The organism is Shimia sp. (assembly GCF_965227725.1).
GTDB lineage: Bacteria > Pseudomonadota > Alphaproteobacteria > Rhodobacterales > Rhodobacteraceae > Shimia.
The window spans coordinates 768178-786256 of sequence record NZ_CBDDGH010000005.1; the positions used below are offsets into that span (position 1 = coordinate 768178).

General features: G+C 58.1%; 17 protein-coding genes. 1 reads left to right on the forward strand and 16 read right to left on the reverse strand.

All coding sequences use genetic code 11. The features are described from left to right. Window positions 1-287: 287 nt before the first annotated feature. From phoB to ACO07T_RS14140, 10 genes are all read right to left on the reverse strand, one after another. On the reverse strand, window positions 288-977 hold the full coding sequence (gene phoB / locus ACO07T_RS14095; protein WP_209062710.1) for a phosphate regulon transcriptional regulator PhoB: 690 nt from the start codon (window positions 975-977) through the stop codon (window positions 288-290). Window positions 978-1000: 23 nt separating this feature from the next. After that, a complete protein-coding gene (gene phoU, locus ACO07T_RS14100) occupies window positions 1001-1696 on the reverse strand; it encodes a phosphate signaling complex protein PhoU (protein WP_422049942.1) in 696 nt (231 codons plus the stop codon). A gap of 12 nt (window positions 1697-1708) precedes the next feature. Next, a complete protein-coding gene (pstB, locus tag ACO07T_RS14105; protein ID WP_422049943.1) occupies window positions 1709-2506 on the reverse strand; it encodes a phosphate ABC transporter ATP-binding protein PstB in 798 nt (265 codons plus the stop codon). Between the two features lie 17 nt (window positions 2507-2523). Beyond that, complete coding sequence (gene pstA, locus ACO07T_RS14110) at window positions 2524-3879, reverse strand: phosphate ABC transporter permease PstA (protein ID WP_422049944.1); 1356 nt, start codon at window positions 3877-3879, stop codon at window positions 2524-2526. Then, on the reverse strand, window positions 3876-5348 hold the full coding sequence (pstC, locus tag ACO07T_RS14115; RefSeq protein WP_422049945.1) for a phosphate ABC transporter permease subunit PstC: 1473 nt from the start codon (window positions 5346-5348) through the stop codon (window positions 3876-3878). The genes pstA and pstC overlap by 4 nt, the downstream gene beginning before the upstream one ends. Before the next feature lie 90 nt (window positions 5349-5438). Then, window positions 5439-6476: a substrate-binding domain-containing protein gene (locus ACO07T_RS14120; protein ID WP_209078854.1), complete on the reverse strand. Its 1038-nt coding sequence runs from the start codon at window positions 6474-6476 to the stop codon at window positions 5439-5441. A 153-nt stretch (window positions 6477-6629) separates the two neighbouring features. Further along, complete coding sequence (locus tag ACO07T_RS14125) at window positions 6630-7718, reverse strand: ATP-binding protein (RefSeq protein ID WP_422049946.1); 1089 nt, start codon at window positions 7716-7718, stop codon at window positions 6630-6632. A 132-nt stretch (window positions 7719-7850) separates the two neighbouring features. Then, window positions 7851-8372, reverse strand: coding sequence for a gamma carbonic anhydrase family protein (locus tag ACO07T_RS14130; protein WP_422049947.1), 522 nt, complete (start codon window positions 8370-8372; stop codon window positions 7851-7853). After that, the gene (gene gmk / locus ACO07T_RS14135; RefSeq protein WP_209062693.1) at window positions 8372-9013 is read right to left on the reverse strand and encodes a guanylate kinase; all 642 of its coding nucleotides are present in this window, start codon (window positions 9011-9013) and stop codon (window positions 8372-8374) included. The genes ACO07T_RS14130 and gmk overlap by 1 nt, the downstream gene beginning before the upstream one ends. 4 nt (window positions 9014-9017) lie before the next feature. After that, a complete protein-coding gene (locus tag ACO07T_RS14140; RefSeq protein ID WP_422049948.1) occupies window positions 9018-9908 on the reverse strand; it encodes a YicC/YloC family endoribonuclease in 891 nt (296 codons plus the stop codon). Between the two features lie 235 nt (window positions 9909-10143). On the opposite strand from ACO07T_RS14140, the gene ACO07T_RS14145 reads away from it, so the two are divergent. Further along, a complete protein-coding gene (locus ACO07T_RS14145) occupies window positions 10144-10842 on the forward strand; it encodes a PAS domain-containing protein (RefSeq protein WP_422049949.1) in 699 nt (232 codons plus the stop codon). Between the two features lie 162 nt (window positions 10843-11004). Here ACO07T_RS14145 and ACO07T_RS14150 read toward each other — a convergent pair whose 3' ends face one another. Genes ACO07T_RS14150 through ACO07T_RS14175 form a run of 6 tightly spaced genes read right to left on the reverse strand, consistent with a single transcriptional unit; the run spans window position 11005 to window position 18062 of the window. Then, window positions 11005-11724, reverse strand: coding sequence for an alanyl-tRNA editing protein (locus ACO07T_RS14150; protein ID WP_422049950.1), 720 nt, complete (start codon window positions 11722-11724; stop codon window positions 11005-11007). Further along, on the reverse strand, window positions 11721-14180 hold the full coding sequence (locus ACO07T_RS14155; RefSeq protein ID WP_422049951.1) for a DUF3772 domain-containing protein: 2460 nt from the start codon (window positions 14178-14180) through the stop codon (window positions 11721-11723). Before ACO07T_RS14155 ends, ACO07T_RS14150 begins: the two co-directional genes overlap by 4 nt. 12 nt (window positions 14181-14192) lie before the next feature. Next, window positions 14193-15230: a cysteine synthase A gene (locus tag ACO07T_RS14160; protein ID WP_209078860.1), complete on the reverse strand. Its 1038-nt coding sequence runs from the start codon at window positions 15228-15230 to the stop codon at window positions 14193-14195. Window positions 15231-15288: 58 nt separating this feature from the next. Then, window positions 15289-16416, reverse strand: a complete 1128-nt coding sequence (locus tag ACO07T_RS14165) for an NUDIX domain-containing protein (RefSeq protein WP_422049952.1) — start codon at window positions 16414-16416, stop codon at window positions 15289-15291. 3 nt (window positions 16417-16419) lie between these two features. Next, complete coding sequence (locus tag ACO07T_RS14170) at window positions 16420-16854, reverse strand: TrgA family protein (protein WP_422049953.1); 435 nt, start codon at window positions 16852-16854, stop codon at window positions 16420-16422. Then, the gene (locus ACO07T_RS14175; protein WP_422049954.1) at window positions 16851-18062 is read right to left on the reverse strand and encodes a class I SAM-dependent methyltransferase; all 1212 of its coding nucleotides are present in this window, start codon (window positions 18060-18062) and stop codon (window positions 16851-16853) included. Before ACO07T_RS14175 ends, ACO07T_RS14170 begins: the two co-directional genes overlap by 4 nt. Window positions 18063-18079 lie beyond the last annotated feature (17 nt).

The following is an 18079-nucleotide window of genomic DNA, read 5'->3' on the forward strand; positions in this document are numbered from 1 at the left end:
ACGAACAAGCGCCGGATCGGTTTACGGGCGCTCATTTCGGCAGAATTTCGAGTTTTCATCAGGACCGTTCATCCCCACGAACTAATCCTTAAGGTATAGTAAAGCCCAGTTATGTGTCCAGAGGTGGTTTCATGGTCGTTGGAATGTCACTAAATGACATAATACCAATTATATGAAATATAGATTACATCGCCAAACTTGGTCCAACATCCGGACTTTCCTTGATTATCAAGCGCATACAAAGCGCGCCTCAACGCGCCCTGTATGTCTATTGATACAAAAGTAAGTCAGCCGAGCGCATAGCCTGCGCCGCGCACTGTTCTCAGCGGATCTTCTCCGCCATGCACACAGAGCGCTTTGCGCAGCCGCCCGATATGCACATCCACCGTGCGGCTATCGACGTAGATGTCGCGGCCCCAGACCCGATCCAGCAACTGCTCCCGGCTCCAGACCCGGCCCGGTTTTTCCATAAAGGTTGCGAGCAGCCGGAACTCGGTCGGCCCCAAACGCAGCGCTTCGTCCGAGCGCGTCACGCGATGGGTTTCCGCATCCAGAATGATATCCTCATAGGTTAGCGTCTGACCCACCGAGGATGGCCGCACACGGCGCAGCTGGTTGCGCACCCGCGCCATCAGCTCCATCACAGAGTATGGTTTGACCACATAATCATCTGCACCGGTTTCCAGTCCACGGACACGGTCCACTTCCTCAGAACGCGCAGACAACATGATCACCGGGATGTCTTTGGTCTCCGCACGGGTTTTCAGGCGCCGACAGATTTCGATGCCAGATGTGCCCGGCAGCATCCAGTCGAGAACGATAATATCGGGCAGAACTTCCTGAACCATCAGCAGCGCCGTGTCGCCATCTGCGGCGGCCTCCACGTCAAAACCCTCTGCCTGAAGGTTGTAGCTCAGCACCTCGCGCTGCGCCGGCTCATCTTCTACAACGAGAACTGTGGGATGATCTTTTGCCATCTGCTTTGCCTCTCAAACCGCCTTTAGGCGTCCAGTCGGGTCGCCTTGGGGCGCGCTTCTTCCGGCATGGAGCCGGTCACCAGATAGATCACCTGTTCGGCAATCGCGGTCACATGGTCCCCCATGCGCTCGGTGTTTTTTGCCATAAAATGCAGGTGCATGCAGGGTGTGATGTGGCGCGGATCTTCCATCATGAAGGTCAGGAATTCGCGGAACAGCGCATTGTACATCTGGTCGATGTTCTGATCGCGCTCCAGCACATCCTGAGCCAAAGCTACGTCGCGCTGGATAAAGGCATCCAGCACGTCTTTGAGCATCAGCTGCACTTCCTGAGCCATCCGGCGCAGAGAGCTGTGTGCGCCTTCAACCTGCTCCATATGCACAAGAACCGCGGTGCGTTTGGCCATGTTTTTGGCATAGTCGCCAATGCGTTCCAGGTTGGCGGCGATTTTCATAACCGACAGCACAACCCGCAAATCCACGGCCGCTGGCGCACGCAGCGCAATCAGATTGGCGCATTGCTCGTTGATCAGATCTTCAAGCGCGTCCACCGCCTTGTCGCCCTTGCGCACTTCACCTGCGAGCTCTTCGTCGCGGTTCTGCATGGAGGTGGCCGCATCACCGATCGCCGCCTCAACGAGGCCGCCCATTTTCATCACATGCGCCTGAATACCCTCAAGGTCACGGTCAAAGGCAGAGGCAATATGTTGGTCGTTCATAATCCAGTCTCCTTAGCCGATCCGGCCAGTGATATAGCTTTCGGTGCGTTCGTCTTTTGGGTTGGTGAAGATCTGCGAGGTCTCCCCAAATTCCACCAGATTGCCCAGGTGGAAGAACGCGGTTTTTTGGCTGACGCGCGCGGCCTGCTGCATGGAGTGCGTCACGATCACTACGGAATACTGGTGGCGCAGCTCGTCAATCAGCTCTTCGACCTGTGCGGTTGCAATCGGGTCAAGTGCGGAACATGGCTCGTCCATCAGCAGCACTTCTGGTTCGGTTGCCACAGCACGCGCAATACAAAGACGCTGCTGCTGACCACCGGACAAACCGGTGCCCGGCGCGTGCAGACGGTCTTTCACCTCATCCCAAATCGCGCCACGGCGCAGGGATTTCTCAACAATATCATCGAGATCTGCCTTGTTCTTGGCGAGACCGTGGATGCGTGGACCATAAGCGATGTTGTCATAGATCGACTTTGGGAACGGGTTCGGTTTCTGGAACACCATGCCCACTTTGGCGCGCAGCTGCACAGGATCGACGCGCTTGTCATAGATGTCTTCGCCATCAATCAGGATGTCACCTTGCACGCGACACACATCAATTGTGTCGTTCATCCGGTTGATACAACGCAGGAAAGTGGACTTGCCGCAACCGGACGGGCCGATAAAGGCGGTCACAGCTTTGGCGTCGATATCGACGTTCACGTCTTTGATCGCATGGGTGTCGCCGTAATATACCTGCACGTTACGGGCGGAGATTTTGGTTGAATTCTGGTCCACAGCGGCCCCCAGTTCAGCTTGATCGTACATGTGTTTCAATCCTTTGCTTACCAACGGCGCTCAAACCGGCGGCGCAGGATGACTGCGAGAGTGTTCATTGAGATGAGGAAGACCAACAGAATGATGATCCCGCCCCAAGCGCGTTCATAATAGGCTGGGTCAGCCCGTTTTGCCCATTCATAGATCTGCGCGGGCATCGCGGAGTTTGGATCGAGCAGACCGCTGGCAATGCCGTCCGGCGCGTTGGAGGCAATATAGCCCACCATACCAATCAGCAGCAGAGGTGCGGTTTCCCCAAGCGCCTGCGCCAGACCAATGATGGTGCCGGTCAGGATGCCAGGCGCAGCCAGCGGCAGCACGTGGTGGAAGACCGATTGCATCTTGGAGGCCCCTACCCCCAGCGCTGCATCACGGATGCTTGGCGGCACTGATTTCAGCGATGCACGGGTGGAGATGATGATTGTTGGCAAGGTCATCAGTGTCAGCACCAAACCACCCACCAGCGGTGCGGATTGCGGCAGGTGCATGAACTGTATGAAAACCGCCAGACCAAGGATACCAAACACGATGGAAGGCACCGCTGCGAGGTTGGAGATATTCACCTCAATAAGATCTGTCAGGCGGTTCTTAGGCGCAAATTCCTCAAGATAGATCGAAGCGGCTACGCCCAATGGCAGCGCCAGGAACAGCACCACAAACATCATGAACAACGAGCCCAGCATGGAGACACCGATACCGGCTTGCTCTGCGCGACTTTCAGATGCATCCGCGCCGAAGATGAAGGCCGGGTTGAATGTTTTTGCCAGAACGCCCGCGTCCTGAAGCCCATCCACGATGTCGAGGTGCTCTGCGTCGATGTTCTTGTCACGCGCCAGATGTTCGCGCTTCACGCGGTCCTTCAGATAGCCGTCAACGCGGCTGGAAGCGAGAAACTTGAACTCGACGGTCTGACCAATCAGCGCCGGATTGTCGATCACCGCCGCGCGCACCTGACCAGCTGCGGAGGCCGAAATCAACGCCTTCATGTCTTTGGACTTTTTCAGCGGCGTTTCAATGCCCGCATCCTCGACCGCTTTCAAAACTGCCTTTTGGATCAGAGGGTTATAGCCGAAGGTTGAGACCTTCTTGATGTCGTCGATGTTGCGGTTGCCCTTTTTGTCGAGCTTGGCTTCATCCAGATAGACCGGCACCGTGATGAAGGTCTGCTGGAAAGCGCCAATACCGCTTGTCACGATGGAAAACAGCAACACGATCAGAAACAGGATGCCTGTCGAAATCGCCGCGACACCATAGGCGCGGAAGCGTTTCTCGGCGGCATTGCGCTTCTTGGTGCGCGCATCCACGGTCGTGAGCGAGCCGGACTGCGGCTTTGCGCCAGCGTTGGGAAGGCTTGCGTCGGTCATTCGTACTGCTCCCGATACTTACGGACGATGTAGAGGGCAAAGACGTTCAGCCCCAAAGTCAGAACAAAAAGTGAGATCCCAAGGGCAAAGGCCACCAGCGCCTCAGGAGAGGCAAAGTCAGAGTCCCCGGTCAGCTGAGAGACGATCTTGGCGGTCACGGTGGTCATGGCTTCAAACGGGTTGAGCGACAGCCGTGCAGCGGCTCCTGCCCCCATCACCACAATCATGGTCTCGCCAATCGCACGGCTTGCGGCCAGAAGGATCGCACCAACGATGCCCGGCAACGCCGCTGGCAGGATCACCTGCTTGATGGTCTCAGACTGGGTTGCGCCCAGACCATAAGAGCCGTCACGCATCGCCTGCGGTACCGCGTTGATGATGTCATCAGACAGCGAGCTCACAAATGGGATCAGCATGATGCCCATGGCGATACCAGCGGTCATCACCGCGCGGCCACCGCTCATCCAGCCCGCGCCATCTTCGCCAAACACGGATACCAGTAGCGGCCCGATGGTCAGCAGTGCGAAGAGACCGTAAACGATGGTCGGGATACCCGCGAGGATTTCCAGCAGCGGCTTCGCAATGCCGCGCACACGTGGTGTGGCGTACTCAGACAGATAGACCGCAGCGAACAGGCCAATCGGCACAGCCACCAAAAGCGCGATGATCGAGATATAGATCGTCCCCCACAGCAGCGGCAGGATACCCAGCTTGGAGGCCCCACCACGGCCGGAGAAGCTTGGCGCCCATTCCAGCAGCGTGAAGAAGTCCGCCGCCGGATAGAGACGGAAGAATTCGGCGGTGTTGAACACCAGCGAGAGCACGATGCCAATGGTGGTGAGGATCGCGACAGAAGCCGCCGCCATCAGCAGCGCCAGAACACCCTGCTCCACCACATTGCGCGCCTTGTAGTCTTTGTCGGCCTGACGCACGGCAAAGCCTGCGGCACCCAGCGACACCAGAAGCACCAGTGCGGCCAAAATCAGGCTGCCGGTGTTGGTCATGGTGCGGTAGGCCTGTGCGGCCAGCAAAATTGGCTGGGTGATGGTGGAGGTCACAACCTGCCCCGCCTCTTTCAGGCTGGCGGTCAGCGCCTCAACATCGACACCCGGATCGTTGGAAAGTTCCTGAGAGATCACGCCGGCAGCCACAGCGTTGTTCAGCCCGTCCGCGGTGCGGCGCACCTCGGCCATCACGAGGCCAATGCTGGAGCCTTCTTTGATCTCGGCTTCAGGGATCATGCCGGAAATGCTGTTCTGGATGACAAGTGGCTGAGCAATCAGCCAAACAATCATCAACCCGAACGCGGGGGCCACGACTTTCATAAACACATTCCAGCCGTAGTAGTTCGGCAGGGAATGGAGATTTCGTGCGTCACCACCAGCGCTGCTCAACGCGCGCTGTCTCCCAAAAATAAAGCCGACGATGGATATCGCCAGCACAATCACACAGAGCCAAATTACAGGCATGGGTCCCCCAGTAGTCTTATTCCAAGACAAATTGGAAAAGAGGCGGCGACGGGCGCCGCCTCAATTTGTTTCATCGACACTCAGGTCGGATTAGCTGTCGCCACCCATGGTTTTCTCAGCAGCAACTGCATCCTGAGTTTCAACCAGTGCTGGGTCGGACACGAGGCCGTACTCTGCCAGAGGGCCGTCGCCGCCTGCGATCTCATCGGAGATGAAGAACTCAGCATATTCTTTCAGGCCAGGGATCACGCCGATGTGCGCTTTCTTCACGTAGAAGTACAGCGGGCGGGACACAGGGTATTCGCCGGTGGAGATGGTTTCGGTGGAAGGCTCAACGCCCGCCATGGTCGCCACTTTCAGCTTGTCGGTGTTGTTCTCATAGAACGCCAGGCCAAACACGCCGATGCCGTTTGCGTTGGAGTCGATGGACGCCAGAGTCTCGGTGTAGTCACCGTCGATGTCCACGGCGCGGCCGTCAGACATCACTTCCAGACATGCGTCTTCTGCATCGTCTTCAGACATGCCAGCGTGGATCATCGCTTCAAAAGCGCCAGTGGCTTCACAGCCTGCTGCAACAACTTTCTCTTCGAACACTTCACGGGTGCCGTGCTTGGTGCCTGGGATGAACGCCAGGATGTCTTCGGCTGGCAGGTCAGCGTTGAAGTCGGACCATTTCTTGTGCGGGTTATCAACCAGCTTGCCGTCAACCATCACTTTTGGAGCCAGCGCGTTGAAGATGTCAGACTGCGTGAAAGCCACATACTCAGGGCCGTTCAGCTGGGAAGCAAATACGATGCCGTCATAACCGATGCGCACTTCGATGATGTCGGTCACACCATTCTCGGCACAGGCTTTGATCTCTTTGTCGCGGATTTTGCGGGACGCGTTTGCAACGTCGGTGTGCTCGGTGCCAACACCCTGGCAGAAGCGCTTCAGACCTGCGGAAGAACCACCGGATTCAACAACCGGGGTTGGGAAGTCGAAGTTTTCGCCGAAAGCTTCTGCAACGATGGAAGCGTAAGGCAGAACCGTGGAGGAACCGGCGACCTGAACTTGGTCACGCGCGGCGGCAGAAGTGGCAGCAACGGCCGCGATGGCCAGAGCAGAGGCAGTCAGTTTGACAGACATTAATTTAACTCCATGTGTTGTGGACTGTGTCGTTGTCAGTCTCACGACGCGGTCTAATGCGCCTGTTCGAAGCTTTTGTGACGGCTATGTAACAGCTGTATGACAGCGGGCCAGAAAATATGTCTTTTGAGCAAAAAAGACGTTAGGTAAAAGTTAACGCAGCGGAAGCAACACTTTGAAAACACTACCTTTACCCACCACGCTGTCGATCTGCAGACGCCCCCGGTGACGGTTAATAATGTGTTTTACAATTGCGAGGCCAAGGCCGGTTCCGCCCATTTCCCGCGACCTATGAGAGTCGATCCGGTAAAAACGCTCCGTTAAACGTGCAATGTGCACAGAGTCGATTCCCGGACCGTCATCTTTGACCGCCAATGCAAAGCCCGGCCCCATCACACCATTGCTATTGCTGCGCTCTTTGAGGGTCACAGTCACCTGCGTGCCGCGCCCGCCGTATTTCAGCGCGTTCTCCACAAGGTTTGTGACAACCTGCAAAAGTTGATCCGCATCGCCTGCCACCACGGCCGGATCGCGCTCCCGCGCGTAGATCAGCGCGCAATCGTTGTCTTCTGCCATTGGCCCAAGATTCTGCAGCACAGAGCGGATCACCTGATCCAGATCCACCGGATCCGTGGGCCGCATCCGTGAAACCTCTTCCACACGGCTCAAAGACAGCAGATCCCCCACAAGGCGGTTCATCCGGCTCGCTTCGGCCGACATGATGCCAAGGAAACGGTCCTGCGCCTTGGGATCCGCCCGCGCAGGCCCTTGCAGCGTTTCCACAAATCCAAGGATTGCGGTCAGCGGCGTGCGCAGCTCGTGGCTCACATTGGCCACAAAGTCGCGGCGCATCTGATCGAGCTGCTGCATTTCGGTGACGTCCTGAAAGCAGATCAACACACCTTTGAAGCTCTGCCCGCCCTGCGGCAGGCGCAAACCCCGTGGCCCGCTGTCATCAGGTGTCAATGTCACGGGCGAGCAGGTCACATCATACCGATGTTCCTGCGGACCTTCGCTGTGCAGATAGATCGCGCGTTGCGCGTCGCCTTCGCGCAGGCAATCCTCGACCGCCGTGTTCAAGCTCGGCTGGCGAAACACCAGGATCAGAGGGCGATCCCCATCCGCATGCGGGTTCAGCTTCACCGCCGCCGCATTGCCGCCAATGATCCGGGCGCGGCTGTCCACCAGCACCGCTGGTAGCGGGATGGCCTCCAGATAAGACCTGTAAAACTCACGCTGCATGTCGACTCCCTGCCTCAAACACCGCGCCATTTCGGCATGGCGCACTTGCAAGGCTCAAACCGCAGATTTGTAACAGAGATATGACAAATCCGGCCAGCAAAGCCAGCTTTGTCATATTTCGCCGCCCGCGCGTCAGATTTCGCGCAGCCCCGTTTTGTAGCGCAGGAAGTTCTCCTGATAATGCAGCGCCGACAGCCGCAGCTTGGCAATCGCCGCCTCATCCAGCGTGCGCACCACCTTGCCTGGCGTGCCCATCACAAGGCTGCCATCCGGAATCTCTTTGCCTTCCGGGATCAACGCCCCTGCCCCGATCAGGCAGTTTTTGCCAATCTTGGCGCCATTCAGCACGATTGCGCCCATGCCGATCAGGCTGTTCTCTCCGATGGTGCAGCCATGCAGCATCACCTTATGGCCAATCGTACATCCCGCACCGATCGAAAGCGGAAAGCCCATATCCGTGTGCAGCACACAGTTTTCCTGCACATTAGAGCCAGCGCCAACGCGAATTTCTTCGTTGTCACCGCGCAGCGTGCTGCCAAACCAGACCGAGGCACCGGCCTCCAGCACCACATTGCCGATCAGATTGGCATCCGGCGCACACCAGCTGTTCTCGTCCTGCTGCGGCTGCACCCCATCCAGCTCGTAAATCGCCATCAGGACATCTCCTCAAACTGCATCTGCAACTGGCGCACATGATCCTGCAGCTCAGGCTGCTGAATCCGGCGCATCCGCTCGGCTTCGACAATGGTTTTCAAGCGCGCTTCAGTCTCATCCAGATCGTCGTTGACCAGCACATAGTCATAATAGCCCCAGTGGCTGATCTCATCCCAGCTCTTGAGCATACGCTTGGCGATCACATCCTCACTGTCCTGCGCACGGGTTTCCAGGCGGCGGCGCAGCTCAACAATGCTGGGCGGCAGGATAAAGATCGACAGCGCGTGTTTGCCGAGATCCGAATTGCGGATCTGGATCTCACCTTGCCAATCCACGTCAAACAACACGTCTTGACCGGAATCGATGGTCTCTTTCACAGGGCCCGCTGGGGAGCCGTAGAAATTCCCGAAGACGTGTGCGTGCTCCAGCATCTGGCCTTCCGCCACCTGCGCCTTGAACGCATCTTCTTTCATAAAGAAGTATTCGCGCCCGTGCTCCTCGCCGGGGCGTGGTGCGCGCGTGGTGGCAGAGACCGAAAACTTCAGGCCCGGATCCCAGGCCATCAGGCGCCGCGCCAGCGTTGATTTCCCTGCGCCGGAGGGGCTCGACAAAATGATCAGAAGGCCGCGTCTGTTGCTCATAGTCTCATTCCACGTTTTGAACCTGTTCCCGCATCTGATCTATCACGGCTTTGAGGTCCAGCCCAATCCGCGTCAAATCCACCGATTGCGCCTTGGAACAGAGCGTATTGGCCTCACGGTTGAATTCCTGCATCAGAAAATCGAGCTTACGACCAATCGGGCTGCCGGTTTCAATCAGCCCGCGCGCGGCCTCAACATGGGCACGCAGCCGGTCCAGCTCTTCCATAACATCGGATTTCACCGCCAGCATCGCCAGCTCTTGTGCCACTCGGGCTTCATCCGCCCCGTCACTGTTCTCAAGAACCCGCGCCAGATTGCTGCGCAGGGTGTCCGCACTTTCCGCCCGCCGCGCCTCTGCCGCCTCTGCCGCCTGCGCGGTCAGTGTTTCAATCTGGCTGAGCTGATCCATCAACACGGTATGCAGCGCCTGTCCTTCCTGTTGGCGCATCGCCTTAAAGCTCTCAAGCAACGCAGGCACCTCCGCCATCAGCGCCTGCAACAGCGCTTTGGTGTCGGTCTCCTCAGAGGTGGTTTCCAAGACGCCCCTGATACCCAGTACATCGCTGGCCTTTGAGGGTGCGAGCGTCACACCGGCCTCTGCCGCCTGCGCCTCTGCCGTCTTGATCGCACTCAGCACGGCGGCCAGCTGTCCGGCGTTCACCGACAGCGCGCCCTGCTCTTCTTCTTTCTGAACACGCAGCGACAGGTTCACGCTCCCGCGTGACAACGCCTTGGACAAAGCGCCGCGCACCGCTGGCTCCAGCCCCTCAATCCAGTCAGGCACCCGCAGACGCAGGTCCAACCCCTTGGCATTCACACTGCGCAGATCCCACGTCCAGCTGTGTCCCAGCGCGTCTCCCTTGTGAGACGCATATCCTGTCATTGACTCCAGCATCAGATCCTCCTGCCGCTAAGCTATTGCTGCACCTAAATCTATTCTGAGCTGAAGAGCAATGTTAACGCGCCGATCCGTTAACCAATTTTGACTATTTTGGGCGCAAAACAAATAAAATGTGAGATAAGTGTTTTACGAGTTGTAAACGCTTTCCGTTCCGACAGATAATCAAGAAAGAACGAAAGCTTCTGCGTACGAGTAACGACTAACGCCATAGGTATTCGGGGAGAGAGTTGTGAGAATTTTTGGAGACGGAAAATCTGGTGCCGCCAAAGTGCACAGCATCGAGGTGATGCAGGAGGTGAAAGCCTACTGGGAAGGTCTCCGTGATGGCGACTCCATTCCATACCGTAGCGATGTTGACCCGCGCCGTATCCAGAAACTCCTGAAGCACGCATTCATTCTGGAGCGCATTGCACCGGGCCTCGCCCGCCTGCGCGTCTCCTGCAACACCCTGTCTGACGTGATGGGCATGGACATGCGCGGCATGCCAATGTCTGCCCTGATCAACGGCGACTCCCGTGAAAGCTTTGGCGAAGTGCTGGAAAAAGTGTTCTCCGCACCCGCCGTAGGCCGTCTTGAGCTCACCTCCCGCCGCAGCTTTGGCCGTACCGGTCTTCAGGGCGAAATGATGCTCCTGCCCCTACGCAGCGACTCCGGTGAGGTGAACCGTATCCTCGGCGCAATCACCATCGATGGCGACGTTGGCCGCAGCCCGGAACGCTTTGACCTGGAAGGCAGCTTCCTGCGCCGCATCGAAGCCGCCAGCGAGAACAGCTCTGAGCCGGTCGCGACAATCCTGCGCCCACAGAAGATTTCCATGCCTCAGTTTGATCCTGCCGCGCAAAGCGCCAAAGCGCCCAAGACACCTGTGCAGACAACTCTGGCGCCCACCAAACATGCCCACCTGCGGCTTGTGGTGACTGACAGTTAAGACCGCTGGAGAACCCTCCACTGGTCACGAAAAAGGCGAGGTCTATTTGGTCATGGCACCTCGCCTTTTTTCGTTTTTTCTTTTTCCGTTTTTTAAAGTGAATTCAAAGCGCTAAAGAACACAGCTGGCGCACAGACTTAGCGCTTGAGCCCCGCTGCGAATTCACCCCTCAAGATGCAGATAAACGCGGCGGTTCTGACGCCCTTTTTTCTCGATCTTGCCGATCCGCACACGCCCAATCTCACCGGTGCTCGCCACATGTGTACCGCCGCAGGGCTGCAAATCCACCTGTTCCGTGCCAGAGCCGATCCGCACCAGCCGCACACGACCGGCGCCCTTAGGGGGCGCAACAGACATAGTCTTCACAAGCCCCGGATTGGCTTCCAGCTCCTCATCCGTGATCCAGGTCTGTGAAATCGCAAAGTCCTGAGAGATCAGCGCGTTAAGCGCTTCCGTTAAGGCCTCTTTGTCCTCAGGGGCCTCAGGCATATCAAAATCAAGCCGACCTTTCTCGGTGCCAATCGATCCACCGGTCACCGGCAGCGGGATCACCACAGACAACAGATGCAGCGCTGTGTGCACGCGCATGTGGCGGTGACGACGGGGCCAATCCAACACCTGCATCAGCTGCGCCCCGACCGGGGGCAGCTCCTCCGGTTCTGAAGGCACCAGCGCAATGCCGCCTTCCGGCACTTTGACAGCCGTGGCGATTTTCAGCGTCTTGCCATCCCAGCGCAGCTCGCCGCTGTCGCCGGGTTGCCCGCCGCTGGTTGCGTAAAACAACGTTTCATCCAGCAGGATACCGCCTTCCGGCGTGTGTCCGATCACCTTTGCCGGTGCTTCCTTCAGATACGCATCTTTCAAAAACAACAAATCCGTCATCGCCCCTCCCCGTCAGGCTCCCCCTCAGCGGTCCCGTCACCGCCCATATCCTCCGCGTCAGGCGGCGTTAGCTTACCCTTGGCGGGCGCAACTGGCGCACTGTCCTCAGCATCCACAGGCTTAGGCGCTGCAGCAGGTGCACTGCGCAAAGCTTCCGGATTGCGCAGCCAGATATCGCGCTGCGCAAAGGGTATCTCGATGCCTTCCGCAACAAACCGCTCTGCAATCGCGTGGTTGAGATCGCTTTTCACGGTCAGCATCCAGTTCACATCCCGCAGAATAGCGCGGATTTCAAAGTCCAGCGCATCTGCGCCAAAGCCCTGAAACACCACCGCAGGTCCCGGATTGGCCAGTACCATCGGATGGCCCTCCGCGATTTCCATCAGGATCTTCTCAACCCGCCGCGTGTCTGTGCCATAGGCCACGCCCACCGGCACAATCACACGCCCAACCGTGTTGCCGCGCGTGTAGTTGGTCACCGTGCCAGAGATCAGATCAGAGTTCGGCACCACCACATCTGTGCGGTCAAAGGTCTCGATCCGCGTGGAGCGCACCGAAATATCGCGCACATAGCCCATCTGGCCGCCAACCTCGATCCAGTCGCCCTCGCTCACCGGGCGCTCAATCAGCAGGATGATCCCGCTCACAAAGTTGGACACAATGGTCTGCAGACCAAAACCGATCCCAACAGAAAGCGCCCCGGCAAACAGCGCCACGTTGCTCAGGTTGATGCCTGCAATCGACAGGGCCACCAGAATGGCAATGAAATTACCAATATAGCCAGCACCGGATACAATCGCCGTCTGCCCGCCCACATCCACGCGCGTCTTGGGCAGGATGTTGTCGCGCAGGAAGCTCTGCATCAAACGTGTGATGCCGTGACCGATCACAAACACGACAATCAGGATCAGGATCACCCGCGGTGACAGGGTCAGCCCGCTGAAGCTCAGCCCGTTGTTCCACTGGGTCCACAGCTCCTGCAGGTCTGCTGTGCGCACGCCCCAGGTCAGCGCCAGTATCGGCAGCGCGGCAATCACCATGGCGATGCCCGTGATCACCGCCGCCAGCGAACTTTCATCGTCATCACGCCCTTCGAGCGCGGCGTAGACCTTCTGGATCACCCGTTGGGAAACCAGCAAGAAGCCCACCAACAACATGGTCTTGGCGGTGGAGAAAATCAGGAAGCTGCCGCCGCGCACCAGACCAGCCAGCGACACCGCAATCCCGACAACCGCAGCGCCCATGGCAAAAACCGCCAGAATGCGCAGCATCTGCTCAAGCGCCGAGCGGCTCAACGAGGTTTCATCGGTCAGGCTATGGGCATGCTTCTTGCCCAGCAAAGCGATCTGCACGAGGCAGACAGCCGCCAGAACGCAGAGCACAAAGAACACCACCGACTCTGTGCCACGATCCCAGCTTTCAAAGCGGGACATTTCGCCGGTGAGCGTCGCCAAAGCCAGCAAAGCGCCCAGCACTGTCGCCGCCCGGCGTCCGCGACGTTTGTCTTTCTCCGTCAGATTGACCGGCATCAAAGGACGCTCATGGCGCGAGAAAAAGCGCTCTCCAAGCCATTTGGCCACCAACAGCTCAAAGGTCATCTGTGGCAGCAGTGACAGTATCACCCCGCCGCGCAGCCCCGCCAGATCGGTGGCATAGACCGCTTCTGCCAAAGCCACCGCGCCCAGCATCGGCAACAGCACCTGGCCAAAGGACAGCAAAAAGACCGAGATCCAGCGCAGCGCCGACATATGCTCGCTTTGAGAGACAATCCGGCTCAGGGCCGCATCGGTCCAGCGCATGCCGCGCGTCACCAGCAAGCCGCCAATTGCCAGATAGAACAGCATCAGCGGCACGGATTTGCGCAGCTCATGGCGCAGGCGTTGCTGCTTCCAGTTGCCCTCAAACTCCAGCGTCAGCAGGCGGATGGTCTTGCCTACTTCCACGAAAGCCGCAGGCCACAGCGACGGGATCAGCGGAATTGGTCCCGGCTCCAGAAGCAGATCTGTCTGCCGGTCTCTTAGCAAAGCATCAATCGCGCGGATCAGCTCATTTGCCTCCGCTTGAGCAAGCTCTGCTTGCCGGATGGGGGCCTGCGCCTCAGAAAGCTGGGTTTCCAATCGCTGCCGCTCGGCGGCCACATCCGCGGCCTCACCGCCTTCAGGCACCGGCCCAAGACGGTTGAGCTGCGCCTCCAAGGTCTGAGAAGACACGCTGCTGCGTGAACTGTCGGCGGCAAACTGTCGGCGCCAGTCCACCAACTGTTTGCGCAGCTCGGTCATCGCGCCTTCAGAGGCGCGATTGTTTTCAATGGCCAATTCGGCACGGGCTGCGACGGAGCGCCAATCCTCGTAGTTTGGCCCGGAACCTGGCCCGCTGGCGCTTTGCGCCCAGACCGCCGTCATCCAGACAACCAAACACAGGGTTGCCGCTAGCAGGGTCCGGGCGAAAGCGCGCATCGTCAGTTGCCCTTAGACGTCTTCAAACACGCCCGGAATGCTGGATGGGCCTTTGTTGCCCAGCCATTCCGGGGTCGGCAGGCCTTTTTCCTTCAGGAACGCCGGGTTGAAGAGTTTGGACTGATAGCGTGTGCCATAGTCACAAAGGATGGTCACAATGGTGTGGCCCGGGCCCATCTCTTTTGCCATGCGCACCGCACCGGCGATGTTCACACCGGAGGAGCCGCCAAGGCACAGGCCTTCGTCCTGCAGCAGATCAAAGACATAAGGCAGCGCCTCTTCATCAGAGATCTGATAGCTCATGTCCGGGGTGAAGCCCTCAAGGTTGGCCGTGATCCGGCCCTGACCGATGCCTTCGGTGATCGAGCCACCTTCGGATTTCAGCTCACCTGTGGTGTAGAAGCTGTGCAGCGCCGCGCCCATTGGATCGGCCAGACCGATTTTCACGCCTTTGCCCTGAATGGCTTCGGCCACACCAGCCAATGTGCCGCCGGAGCCGACCGCACAGATAAACCCGTCCACTTTGCCGCCGGTCTGTTCCCAAACTTCGGGGCCGGTGGTTTCCACGTGGGCACGACGGTTGGCGACGTTGTCAAACTGGTTTGCCCAGATCGCGCCGTTTGGCTCGGTCTTGGCCAGCTCAGCGGCCAGACGGCCAGAGTAGCGTACATAGTTGTTGGGGTTGCGGTAAGGCGCGGCAGGCACCTGCACCAGCTCCGCACCCGCAAGGCGCAACATGTCTTTCTTTTCCTGAGATTGAGTCTCAGGGATCACAATCACGGTCTTGAACCCCATGGAGGCGCCCACCAGCGCAAGACCAATACCGGTGTTGCCCGCTGTGCCTTCCACAATGGTGCCACCGGGCTTCAGCTCACCGCGCTCCAGCGCATCTTTGATGATATAAAGCGCCGCACGGTCTTTCACCGATTGGCCAGGGTTCATGAATTCCGCCTTGCCGTAAATCTCACAGCCGGTCGCCTCGCTCACTTTGTTGAGACGGATCAAAGGGGTGTTGCCGATCGCTTGGGCAAGATCACGGGCAATATGCATGTTGCGCGGTCCTTTTATGGATGTTTGAAAACCTGTGTAGGCAAGGGCGCGCCGGAACTCAAGCGGTCCTGCGCAGACGATCACGATGGCGTGCCAGCCACAGCGCCGCCAGCACCAGCGGCGCATTCACCGCCTGCATCTGATCCACCATCTCCATCAGCCTGTCATAGCTGAACAGATACGAGCAGATATCCTCTGCCTCCTGATCCAGACCAGAGACACCGATCACGTCATCCGGCAGATCCGCGAGACCGACAAATATGTTGTAAAATTCGGTGGTACAGCCCGGCGAAGCATAGCAATTGGCCACCTCATGCAGCGCGCCCAGCGTAAGCCCGGCCTCTTCCTCAGCTTCCCGACGCGCGGTGTTCTCCGCTGTTTCCCCGGCATCAATCCGCCCGGCAATCGGCTCCAATTGCCAAGGCAGCGCATCGCCCCGCACATAAGGGCCGGGCCGGAACTGCTCGATCAGCATCACGCGGTCACGCACCGGATCATACGGCAACACGATCACCGCATCTGTCGCCACAAATACCGCTCGTTCCACCATCTCGCTCTGCGCACCGTCATAGCGGCGAAAGCTCAGGGTCAGCTCATCGAGCGTGAAATACTTTGCATAGGGGCGGTTCAGCGTCACATCGCTGACGTCATCACGGGTCATGCCGCTTGGGCTGACCGCAAGATTGCGCGCTTGTGCCTGTGCTTTGGATGTCGCCCGCGCCCGGATCATTGGCAGCATCCGGTCCACATCCTCGCGGCTGCGCGTACCGAAATAGCTCATCTCCTCGATGGCACCGAATACTGCCGCCACACCATATCGTTCTTGCCAAGCGCTGAGCGACCAAGGCCCATCCGGCACCCAACCCGCGTCTTCGCTTTTGAACACTTCCGTAGTTTGGGCAGTGCCATCAAGATCCACAGTGACCGGCTCAAGATCATAATCAAAGCCGCCCTCATAGAACTCCAGGCGCGCCACATCTGCCTCGGTGAGTGCGCCAATCCAAAGCCCCTCGGCAACCTCGCCCGGCGCATCCTTGATGATCGGGAAATCCTGCCCCTGCACCGCATGAACCGCGTGATCCTTCAGGCGTGCGGGCGCCAGCTTCAGGGCTTCGGCGGTTTTCCCAAGCACAGCCTCAAGCAAAGGCACGTGTCGCAACGTGCCGTACACAAACAGATTTTTCATAAATCAACCCCAGCGGCGATAAGCAAAGTTGGTGACATATCCGCTGATCACAATGCCAACCGCAAGGGTGATATAGACCGGCGTCGCTGCGAGATATTGCCCATATTTCAACGCGATGGTCACAATCATCTCAAGCGCCTCGACCGGTTCATCAAACCGGCGGCGCATGGCAAGCCTGAGCATCTCGATGGTGCCAAACACCGCCAATCCCCAGAACACCAATGACACCACACCAAGCATCCCCAAACCGATGGAGCTGTCGCGCCCTGCGCGCGGCCCCATAATGCGCCAGCCAACACAAAGCCCCACAGCTGCGGAGATCAGCGTCATATAGCCGGGGTTTGAGCCTTCCGGCATTTGCGGCTTGGCAAATTCCGCCACAAACCCGCCGACCACGGCGAGTGAGATGGCAGCAATCAGTTTGTTGGATGAGATCATGCGCCCGGTTTGGATATTGTGATTTGCGTTACATCACAACTTCCACTGTGAAACGCTGCGGCACAAGAGGTTAGGTAAAAATTCCACATCCGGCGGAACCTTTCATCAAACCCCATCGGCTGAATGCGCTCCCATTGCGCATTAAACGTGTCATACCAGCGCCGCAGGGTCTGGCTATAGCTCTCGCCAAACTCAATCGACCCGGTGAACAGCAGACCCGCCTTCTTGACCTCATCCTTGAGCGCGGTCGGGCTCGGCAACATGCCACCCGGAAAGATGTATTTCTGAATGAAATCAACACCTTTACGATACTCTTCAAAGCGGCTTTCGGTGATCGTGATGATCTGCAGCGTTGCCTTGGCACCGGGCTTCAGACGATCCCGGACGGTTTGGAAATAGACCGGCCAGTATTTCTCACCCACCGCCTCAAACATCTCGATGCTGGCAATCCCGTCATAATGCGCGGTCTCGTCGCGATAATCCTGAAGCTTGAAGTCCACAAGGTCAGAAAGCCCAGCCTTTTCAATGCGATCCTGCGCATACTTGAGCTGCTCTTCAGAGATGGTCAGCCCCGTCACACGCAGCCCGCGCTCCTTGGCGGCATATTCTGCAAAGCCACCCCAGCCACAGCCGATTTCCAGCACGTGATCGCCGGGCTTCACGCCCATCTGATCCACCATGGAGGCATATTTGGCGGTTTGCGCCGCCTCCATGCTCTCTTGACCGGTTTTGAACAGGGCCGAGCTGTAGGTCATCGTGTCATCCAGCCACAGACCGTAAAATTCATTCCCCAAATCATAGTGATAGCTGATGTTCTTCTTGGCCTGCGTCTTGGAATTGTTGTTCATCCAGTGCCGCATACGCTCATAAGCGCGCACAAAGAACATCCCCGGAAAACCATCATAAAGCGCGTCATTGTCCGCGCGCAGAAAATCAAAAAACGCCTGCAAATCCGGTGTGCTCCACCAACCTTCCAGATAGGCCTCAGAGAACCCAAGCTCGCCTTCGCGCATCAAGCGGCCAAATGTATCGCCATTGTGCACATGCATCTCACAGACCGGACCGGGCTTTGGACCTTCGGCTCGGAACACACGGCCATCCTCAATCACAAAGTCAATCCGCCCGTGATTGATCTTTTGGGCTGTCGCAAAAACAGCGGAAAAATAGCGCGGCAAGTTGGTCTCACCTTGTGTTGAAGTCAGGAACATCTTTCTCCCTCCTCTTA

What these genes read in the sequence shown, in the direction of transcription:
- ACO07T_RS14170 (WP_422049953.1), bottom strand. Translation starts at nt 16,854, where the DNA reads ATGATCTCATCCAACAAACTGATTGCTGCCATCTCACTCGCCGTGGTC.
- ACO07T_RS14125 (WP_422049946.1), bottom strand. Translation starts at nt 7,718, where the DNA reads ATGCAGCGTGAGTTTTACAGGTCTTATCTGGAGGCCATCCCGCTACCA.
- ACO07T_RS14165 (WP_422049952.1), bottom strand. Translation starts at nt 16,416, where the DNA reads ATGAAAAATCTGTTTGTGTACGGCACGTTGCGACACGTGCCTTTGCTT.
- pstA (WP_422049944.1), bottom strand. Translation starts at nt 3,879, where the DNA reads ATGACCGACGCAAGCCTTCCCAACGCTGGCGCAAAGCCGCAGTCCGGC.
- ACO07T_RS14120 (WP_209078854.1), bottom strand. Translation starts at nt 6,476, where the DNA reads ATGTCTGTCAAACTGACTGCCTCTGCTCTGGCCATCGCGGCCGTTGCT.
- ACO07T_RS14150 (WP_422049950.1), bottom strand. Translation starts at nt 11,724, where the DNA reads ATGACGGATTTGTTGTTTTTGAAAGATGCGTATCTGAAGGAAGCACCG.
- ACO07T_RS14175 (WP_422049954.1), bottom strand. Translation starts at nt 18,062, where the DNA reads ATGTTCCTGACTTCAACACAAGGTGAGACCAACTTGCCGCGCTATTTT.
- ACO07T_RS14160 (WP_209078860.1), bottom strand. Translation starts at nt 15,230, where the DNA reads ATGCATATTGCCCGTGATCTTGCCCAAGCGATCGGCAACACCCCTTTG.
- pstB (WP_422049943.1), bottom strand. Translation starts at nt 2,506, where the DNA reads ATGTACGATCAAGCTGAACTGGGGGCCGCTGTGGACCAGAATTCAACC.
- ACO07T_RS14140 (WP_422049948.1), bottom strand. Translation starts at nt 9,908, where the DNA reads ATGCTGGAGTCAATGACAGGATATGCGTCTCACAAGGGAGACGCGCTG.
- pstC (WP_422049945.1), bottom strand. Translation starts at nt 5,348, where the DNA reads ATGCCTGTAATTTGGCTCTGTGTGATTGTGCTGGCGATATCCATCGTC.
- gmk (WP_209062693.1), bottom strand. Translation starts at nt 9,013, where the DNA reads ATGAGCAACAGACGCGGCCTTCTGATCATTTTGTCGAGCCCCTCCGGC.
- phoU (WP_422049942.1), bottom strand. Translation starts at nt 1,696, where the DNA reads ATGAACGACCAACATATTGCCTCTGCCTTTGACCGTGACCTTGAGGGT.
- ACO07T_RS14155 (WP_422049951.1), bottom strand. Translation starts at nt 14,180, where the DNA reads ATGCGCGCTTTCGCCCGGACCCTGCTAGCGGCAACCCTGTGTTTGGTT.
- ACO07T_RS14130 (WP_422049947.1), bottom strand. Translation starts at nt 8,372, where the DNA reads ATGGCGATTTACGAGCTGGATGGGGTGCAGCCGCAGCAGGACGAGAAC.
- phoB (WP_209062710.1), bottom strand. Translation starts at nt 977, where the DNA reads ATGGCAAAAGATCATCCCACAGTTCTCGTTGTAGAAGATGAGCCGGCG.